Source organism: Prevotella sp. C561 (assembly GCF_000224595.1).
GTDB lineage: Bacteria > Bacteroidota > Bacteroidia > Bacteroidales > Bacteroidaceae > Prevotella > Prevotella jejuni.
This window is the reverse complement of sequence record NZ_JH114143.1, coordinates 45,764-52,943: the sequence shown is the minus strand read 5'-3', so window position 1 is coordinate 52,943 and position 7,180 is coordinate 45,764. Positions and strand designations below refer to the sequence as shown.

Here is a 7,180-nt window from a genome sequence, read left to right as displayed (position 1 = left end):
ATAGGCATGAAGCGTCCCTAACCTCTAACGGATTCGTTACTTACAGCGTACGTTATCAGGCAGAACGCTGTGATGGTTGTCCGTTGAGAGGCTCATGTTTTTAAAGGGCAAAGAGGGGAAACAGAATTATAGAAGTAAACCACCAACTACAGCACTATAAACAAAAGGCACGGGAACTACTGACCTCAGAAGAAGGCATCAAGCATCGAGGACGAAGGTGCATAGAACCTGAAGCTGTTTTTGGACAAACAAAATATAATAAAGCCTATAAGAGGTTTAGGCATTTTGGAAAAGACAAGGTCAATATGGACTTTGCCTTCTTCGCTATTGCCTTTAACATAGGGAAAATGTGTAGAAAAACTAATCTCAAGGAACTAAAAGCCGTTATGGAGGTACTTTTTGTAACCTTCAGATACTCTATACAAGTTTATATAGGCTATTTAAAGCCCAATAAATCATTTTATATGAAATTAGCAGCATAGCTGCAGTAAATAACGAATTATGTGGTAGACAAGGTAAAGGAAGAATAGAAAAGAGGATGTATCAATTTTGACACACCCTCATCTTCTGCATGCAAGAAGGGCATGTTCTTGAACGTAGAAGGGCCTCTTCTTTCTGCTTCCTCAGCCCTTCTCCGAATAGAGAGGGGAATGATTACCGAGGTAACCCCTCCTTTGTTACTTGTGTCTTAATGGGGTTGTAACATTGGCTTGCCCCCATCTATAGGTAATCTTTAACACCCCACATTCAACACCCAACACCCATCTTTAGCAATAACGTTCTGTGTTCTCTGTCGGCCAGAGGCCATCTGTGGACTCAAAACGTGGGTGGAAAAGTTCTGTTATGTCTGTGCGCTCTGTGAGAGAAAGAATTACCCACCATTTCGTCTGCCCGTTTTCTCATAAGGTGGAGAACTCTCCCTCTCACAAAAGGTAATCTTATTTCTCACAGAGCTATACAGAGTTTTGCATACAAAAGGAGAAACAAAAACAGTCATATTAAGCATAGACTTGCCTTAATATGACTGTTTTGTTTTATAATGATAAATAAAATACGGAGTAATGTATTGCGCCTAAATAATTCCCATTAGGCGGAGAACCGTTGGAGTAAGCAGGGCTGTGAAAATACCATTTAGCGTAATTCCTAAACTTGCAAAAGCACCATACTTACTGCTATATGCCATTGCGGTTGATGCACCCACAGCATGAGAAGCTGCTCCCATAGACAGTCCTTGAGCAATAGGACTCTTCACATGGCCGATAGTCAATGCTTTGAAACCTACCAACGCACCGATAATACCAGTGATGACCACCACGGCTGCCGTAAGAGAAGGAATACCTCCAAGACTCTGTGTCACCTCCATTGCGATAGGTGTTGTGACAGATTTACTTGCCAAAGACAGTATGATGAACTTCGGAGCATGAAAGTATTGCGCAACCAAAACAACACTCACGATACCTACCAAGCAGCCTACAAGCTGAGAGAGGACTATCGGGAGCCATAAACGCTTTATCGCATCAAGCTGAAGATAAAGCGGTACGCCTAAGGCAACAACGGCTGGCTTGAGCCAGAAGTCAATAAGTTGTGCATCTTGTTTATAAACCTCAAAAGGAACACCCGTCACCTTGAGGTAAACAATGAGAAGTATTATTGCTATCAGAATAGGATTGAGTAGCATCCAACCTGTACGCTGCTGCAGTCGTCTAACATAAAAGAAAGCAGCAAAAGTCAATGCGAGAATAACGTACTGATTGGAGAAGATGTCCTTACCATCCTGTATTAGGTCAATGGTTTGACCAATCGTATCATTCCATGAACCCATTATTCTTCCTCCTGATTATTTACACCATCCTGACCATGTAACGCCTTATCCATAACGATACGTTCGGACTCTTCAATGGCTTCAGCCTCCTCTGCCTCCTCCAAAGCCTTTTTCAGCTTCGCTGCATGAGAACGATGATGGAGCAAGTCAAGCGCCATCAGTCGACGTTCAAACTTAATGACGAGTTGGTGCATGTGTCCAGTGACAACCAATACTAAGACCGTACTGACAACTGTTGCCATCATTATCGAAAGCCAATAGTCCTTGATAACGTTGAGATAGAGTATTAAAGCCACCCCAGGTGGTACAAAGAAGAAACCAAGATTGGATATTAAAAGCTGTGAAAGGCGTTCTACCCAACCTAACTTTACCCATCCCAACTTCAAAAGAAGTGTAAGGATAAGCATACCAATAATACTGGACGGCAGTTTGATTCCTGTTGCCCAAACAATCACCTCTCCTAATGCTAAGCATCCGAAGATTACAAAGAATTGTATTGCCATGTATAAAAATTATTATTCAATACGACCATCAAAAATGATGAATTGAATAGTTATCGCTTTATAAGTGGGTGCAAAGTTATACTTTTTTTGAGTATCACGTATCGAAATTCCCTTTTTTTATACTTAAAAAGGAACTATTCTCTGATATTTATCAAATGGTTAACCCTCGTAATCGGAAAATTTTATGTAAGTTTGCAAGTGATAATATGCTATACAACGTTCGTAATGACAGAGACAGACAATAATTTATACGATAAGAAACTACGCCTTACTATCAGATTTAGCAGAAATAGTATGGCTCTTGCCGTGGGCGACCCGCAGGAGAATGGTACACTCGTTTATGAGCCATACGACATGAATATGGGTATCTCTATTGCTGCTAATCTGCGTGAAGCATTCAAAGTTTCGGAATTACTGCAGAGTGGATACAAACGCTTATTAGCAACCATTGACACCCCTGTCATGCTGATGCCTACAGACGACTTTGGTACACAGGACATTGAAACACTTTATCATCACACCTTCAAGAGGCAAGGTAATGAGGAAATTCTATCGAGTATCCTTCCTGATCTGAACGCTGTTGCTGTCTTTGCGATTAACAAGGACCTCAAACTTGTTATCGACGACCACTTCAAGGATATCCGTTTACAACCGCTAATGCAATCGGTATGGACCCATCTCTATCGTCGCTCATACGCAGGACCACGCCGGAAACTCTATGCTTACTTCCACGACAAGCGTATGGAGGTGTTTAGTTTCCAACAAAACAGGTTCCGTTTTAGCAATTCATACGAGGTCACGAACGAACATGATGCCTTGTATTTCTTTCTTTATATATGGAAGCTAACAGGAATGGATACCGAGAAAGACGAGCTATACCTTGTAGGTGACCTTCCTTATCAAGAGTGGCTCTTGAAGAAAGCTAAGGAACATCTAAAGTTCTGTAGAGTCCTTGACCAGGAGGTCTACTTCAATAATAGTCAACTGGCTAAGCGTTCTGAGATTCCTTACGACATGAAGACTATCTATCTGGAATAGAAGAAATAGAGAAAGATTAAGGTATCGAATAAGTTAAACCACTCACATTTTCGATAAAAGACTAATGTCTTAACTCCATTTCACTCCTTAACTCCTTAACTCCATATCACCCCCCCTAAAAAAAACTATGCGAATTATAACTGGAAAGTATAAAGGCAGACACTTTGATATTCCACGTACCTTTAAGGCACGCCCTACAACAGACTTTGCTAAAGAGAACATTTTTAATGTTATCAATGCTTACGTGGATTGGGAGGAAACAACTGCACTCGACTTCTTTGCTGGTACGGGTAGTATATCCTTAGAACTCTTATCACGTGGCTGCCGTGAGGTGATTAGCGTTGAGAAAGACCGTGACCATGCCCGCTTTATCAGTCAATGTATGGAGAAGCTCGGCACTGAAGACCATATATTAATCAAAGGTGATGTGTTCCGTTTCTTAAAAAGTTGCCATCAGAAGTTCGACCTTATCTTTGCTGACCCACCCTACGCTCTGCCCGAACTGCAGACTATTCCTGACCTTATTTTCCAATATGACTTATTAAAAGAAGATGGTCTCCTTGTCTTCGAACATGGTAAGAACAATGATTTCTCTGCTCACCCGCACTTCATTGAACATAGAAGTTATGGCAGCGTGAACTTTACTTTGTTTAGAGCTAAGCCTTAAATCTTCCATACATCGGAGCAAAGTTTTCAACGAACAAAAAACTTGCCCCTTAACACCAACCATGGTGACAGGGGCAAGAAACGAAAATTAAATTACCGATGTATCGTCATTGATATCACATCAATGCCTTCCCGCTGGAAACATAACTAAAACTAAATTAATCAATTCAGTATTATTAAAACCGAACTTTTTTCTTTCTAATAGGGCCTATTGGCCTCATTAGGCCAATTAGCCCAATATCCTTTCCTATCCTTGGCCCGCTACTGGGCCACTTCCTCCTCCGTTCTTTTTCTTGTCCTTGTCTGCTTCCTCCTTCTTCCTCACCGACTCGTAGGAGTTTGCGGCAAGCTCACTCTTCAATTCTATTCCTGGCGTAAAGACCACACGCGGCTTAATCGTCTCGGTTTTAAAGGCCTTTTCCGTTGCAGCACCCTCGCTTGACAGTGTCAGGCGCATCGTGCCAAACTCTCCTAACTGCACACTAAAGCCGTCACGGAGGTAATGAGGCAGACAATCCATAAAGTTCGCCAGCACGTTTTCGATGTCACCACGTGTCAGCGAAGAACGCCCCGCAATGTCATGCGCAATATCCCGCAAGGTCTTCTTCCCCACGTTCACAGGACTTGCATAAAACTTTCCAGGACCTGTCTTGGTGCCTGGTTTTCTTCTTTCAATCAATTTGATCTTCATTGTGTTTAAGATTTTATTAGTTATTACTTACTTCTGCTGCACTTTGCAGCAACACTTTTTTTCATTAGTTCCGTTTCTTATACCGAGCATCATTAGCTTAAGTAAAAGCGTTTTTGTTCAGTATTCAAAAGAAACAAAAACCTCCGCAAAACTTGGAAAACCCGCACGATGCGGAGGCTTAAAATTACATATTAGGTCAGAGTAAAATTTCTAACGGGTCGGAAGAAAATTTCTAACCCGTTAGAAATTTCTCGCTAACACGTTCCCCGTAAATTTCTAACACGTTAGAAATTTTATTGCAACGGGTTAGATTTTTCCTTATCTCTCACCCTCCTTCATCCCGTTAGGCACTCCCTCCCCTTCGGGGAGGGTCGGGGTGGGGTTTCTTAAGCACTCCGCTCGTAAGCCTTCCAAAAAAAGACCTTCGCGATGAAGATAAATCTTAATATCTTCACTTTCCTCTAATGCAAGTATCGAAGATAATTTCATATTGTTGTCGACAATTGTTTTGTCTTTTTGTTTTGATTATTTTTTCGTCGACCGCCTTGCGGCGGTTCTTTAGGTGTCGCCTTTTAAATGCCGACACCTGTAAAGGGGCAACCGCGAGGACTAATGAAGCGCCTCCGCCCTGAACCCGAAGTAGCGGCGGCTGTTGTCCACGACGACGTAACCACTGCTGAAGTCCAGGTTGTACGCGTAGCTACTGATCCATGGGTAAGCACTTGACGACCAATAGTAGCCGCCGTAGCCAACGTTGAGCAGCTGACCAGAGTAGCAGAAACCCAAGGCGGGCAGGTAGAAATATTTGTTTGCATCGGCTGCTGATGGAAGGCCGGAGTTGTTGATGCTACTGTTAGTATTGTTATAATACTTGTATGTTGTACGCAAGTCGGTTGTATTATCGGCGGATTTCTCGGTGTCGTAATTATGCTCGGCTTGAAGCACGGACTTCTTCTTAAACCACATGCCACCTTTATATAAATGCCCCATCGTTGTCCATAACTCGTCACCGTCCCAACGGGGATCACCGTACATACAGTACCAAGACATCTCGTTTGCGTTTGGAAGGTCTTTACATGAACTGTGCGTTGCTGGGTTACTTACGCCAGAACCTGGGTAACTTTCGTTGTACCAACGAGACACATCACTGTTACTCTGAGGGTAATTTGGCGAACTGTTGTTGTTTAATGTTGGCTGACCTGTGTTTCCTGACAAGTGCTTTGTCCATTCGTAACCATACCAATATTGCTGCTGCGCATCCCACATGTAATAGTGGTCGCCGTCATAATTACGTACGTTAAGGTTAGCTGTCATATCGTAGTAGGTGTTCGAAGCGTATGCTGTTGCAGGAAGAGTCTTCGTAATAGTACCCTCTACGTTGGTAGCTACGTCTTTTACCCAATAACGTACTTTTAAGATATGAGTTCCTGGCTTAATCACCATGTAGGCACCGTTTGTACTTACGCTGGCAGAACTGTTGCTTAGTGGGAAGCCATTTGGATTAGTGCTACTGCCGCTTGTGGTCAAAACGATTTGTTTGCTGCCTGTACCTGCTGAAGCGTCCAAAGCACCTGTTGTTGTATTGATGCTGTATGTTTCGGCAATATCGTTGTCAGAAGTTACCTCTACTTTGGTTAAGTAACAGTTTTGCAGAATAGTATTACTTGTGTAAGGCAGGAAGACTAAGTAAGCTGGCTGATGCTCTAACTGAAAGCTAAAGATGCTGCCGCCTACTGCTCCTGTTGCCGTAGCTGTACCGTAGTCGCCTGCTGTGCCGAAATGCTCGGTATTGTCTGGGGCGGTCTGCGTTTGGTTAGCAGAGATAGTTACTTGGCTGCCATTACTATTCTTCCCCAAGTAATAAACCTTATAACTTGTGTGTTCTGTAAACTTGCCTGGTACTTTATACTTAAAAGAAGCTACCTTCTGAGTTGGAGCGTTCGTGCTCTTTCTCATTACGCCGTCGTCATCCTTAACGTAGATATAATCGCCTGCCTCCCAAGAGAAGTCGCTGCTGTTATAATCCAATGAGGTGCGAGTTTTTGCCTCGTCGCCTGCAACGAAAGTCGTAAGGTTCTTATCGTTGTCGCCCTCTTTATTGCTTGGGTTCTGTGCCACATCCTCCTTAGCACAAGATGCAAAAGTCAAGGCAATGCCGAACACGACAGCCAAAGACTTTAGTTGCGATGCAAATGAATATTGTTTCATTGTTTTCTTCATCATTTATTCGTTTTACTTTGTTCTTTTAGTTAATAACTCTCTGTTAGTCTTCCCATGATGTTGGCGCTTCGTTCTCGAAGTCTTCCTCATTCCATTGACTTGCCTTAGCAGCAGCTGGACCAGTAGCATGGTTTGCCTTTCTGTGCTGACCAGGCATGGATGCATCCATCAGATTAGTGGTTTCGTTTACGTGAACTATTTCACACTTTGGTGCAGAATAGTTCTTCTTTTGTTTCTTTT

At 42.7% G+C, this 7,180-nt stretch carries 7 protein-coding genes and 1 pseudogene; 3 read left to right on the top strand and 5 right to left on the bottom strand.

Going from position 1 to position 7,180, the window contains the following annotated elements; all coding sequences use genetic code 11:
* Positions 1 to 482: pseudogene (locus tag HMPREF0666_RS16460) on the top strand (transposase); the annotation flags it as partial.
* A gap of 590 nt (positions 483 to 1,072) precedes the next feature.
* Here HMPREF0666_RS16460 and HMPREF0666_RS05770 read toward each other — a convergent pair.
* Together HMPREF0666_RS05770 and HMPREF0666_RS05765 are read right to left on the bottom strand one after the other, a co-directional pair.
* The gene (locus tag HMPREF0666_RS05770) at positions 1,073 to 1,822 is read right to left on the bottom strand and encodes an LrgB family protein (RefSeq protein ID WP_009011418.1); all 750 of its coding nucleotides are present in this window, start codon (positions 1,820 to 1,822) and stop codon (positions 1,073 to 1,075) included.
* Positions 1,822 to 2,325, bottom strand: a complete 504-nt coding sequence (locus tag HMPREF0666_RS05765; protein WP_009011417.1) for a CidA/LrgA family protein — start codon at positions 2,323 to 2,325, stop codon at positions 1,822 to 1,824. Before HMPREF0666_RS05765 ends, HMPREF0666_RS05770 begins: the two co-directional genes overlap by 1 nt.
* A gap of 225 nt (positions 2,326 to 2,550) precedes the next feature.
* On the opposite strand from HMPREF0666_RS05765, the gene HMPREF0666_RS05760 reads away from it, so the two are divergent.
* Positions 2,551 to 3,363: a DUF3822 family protein gene (locus tag HMPREF0666_RS05760; protein WP_157600250.1), complete on the top strand. Its 813-nt coding sequence runs from the start codon at positions 2,551 to 2,553 to the stop codon at positions 3,361 to 3,363.
* Positions 3,364 to 3,490: 127 nt separating this feature from the next.
* Positions 3,491 to 4,030 (top strand): 16S rRNA (guanine(966)-N(2))-methyltransferase RsmD, encoded by a 540-nt coding sequence (gene rsmD, locus HMPREF0666_RS05755; protein ID WP_009011415.1) that lies wholly within the window; start codon positions 3,491 to 3,493, stop codon positions 4,028 to 4,030.
* Between the two features lie 246 nt (positions 4,031 to 4,276).
* On the opposite strand, the gene HMPREF0666_RS05750 is transcribed toward rsmD, so the two are convergent.
* The 3 genes from HMPREF0666_RS05750 to HMPREF0666_RS16455 form a co-directional block, all read right to left on the bottom strand.
* Positions 4,277 to 4,720 carry an HU family DNA-binding protein gene (locus HMPREF0666_RS05750; RefSeq protein WP_009011414.1) on the bottom strand — a complete coding sequence of 148 codons (444 nt, stop codon included), beginning with the start codon at positions 4,718 to 4,720 and terminating at the stop codon, positions 4,277 to 4,279.
* A gap of 609 nt (positions 4,721 to 5,329) precedes the next feature.
* Positions 5,330 to 6,940: a hypothetical protein gene (locus HMPREF0666_RS05745; RefSeq protein ID WP_009011412.1), complete on the bottom strand. Its 1,611-nt coding sequence runs from the start codon at positions 6,938 to 6,940 to the stop codon at positions 5,330 to 5,332.
* A 43-nt stretch (positions 6,941 to 6,983) separates the two neighbouring features.
* Positions 6,984 to 7,180: hypothetical protein (locus HMPREF0666_RS16455; protein WP_009011411.1), on the bottom strand; the 197-nt coding region annotated here is incomplete at its 5' end.

Coding starts and splice junctions, on each gene's coding strand:
- rsmD (WP_009011415.1), top strand. CDS start 3,491: ATGCGAATTATAACTGGAAAGTATAAAGGCAGACACTTTGATATTCCA.
- HMPREF0666_RS05760 (WP_157600250.1), top strand. CDS start 2,551: ATGACAGAGACAGACAATAATTTATACGATAAGAAACTACGCCTTACT.
- HMPREF0666_RS05770 (WP_009011418.1), bottom strand. CDS start 1,822: ATGGGTTCATGGAATGATACGATTGGTCAAACCATTGACCTAATACAG.
- HMPREF0666_RS05750 (WP_009011414.1), bottom strand. CDS start 4,720: ATGAAGATCAAATTGATTGAAAGAAGAAAACCAGGCACCAAGACAGGT.
- HMPREF0666_RS05765 (WP_009011417.1), bottom strand. CDS start 2,325: ATGGCAATACAATTCTTTGTAATCTTCGGATGCTTAGCATTAGGAGAG.
- HMPREF0666_RS05745 (WP_009011412.1), bottom strand. CDS start 6,940: ATGAAGAAAACAATGAAACAATATTCATTTGCATCGCAACTAAAGTCT.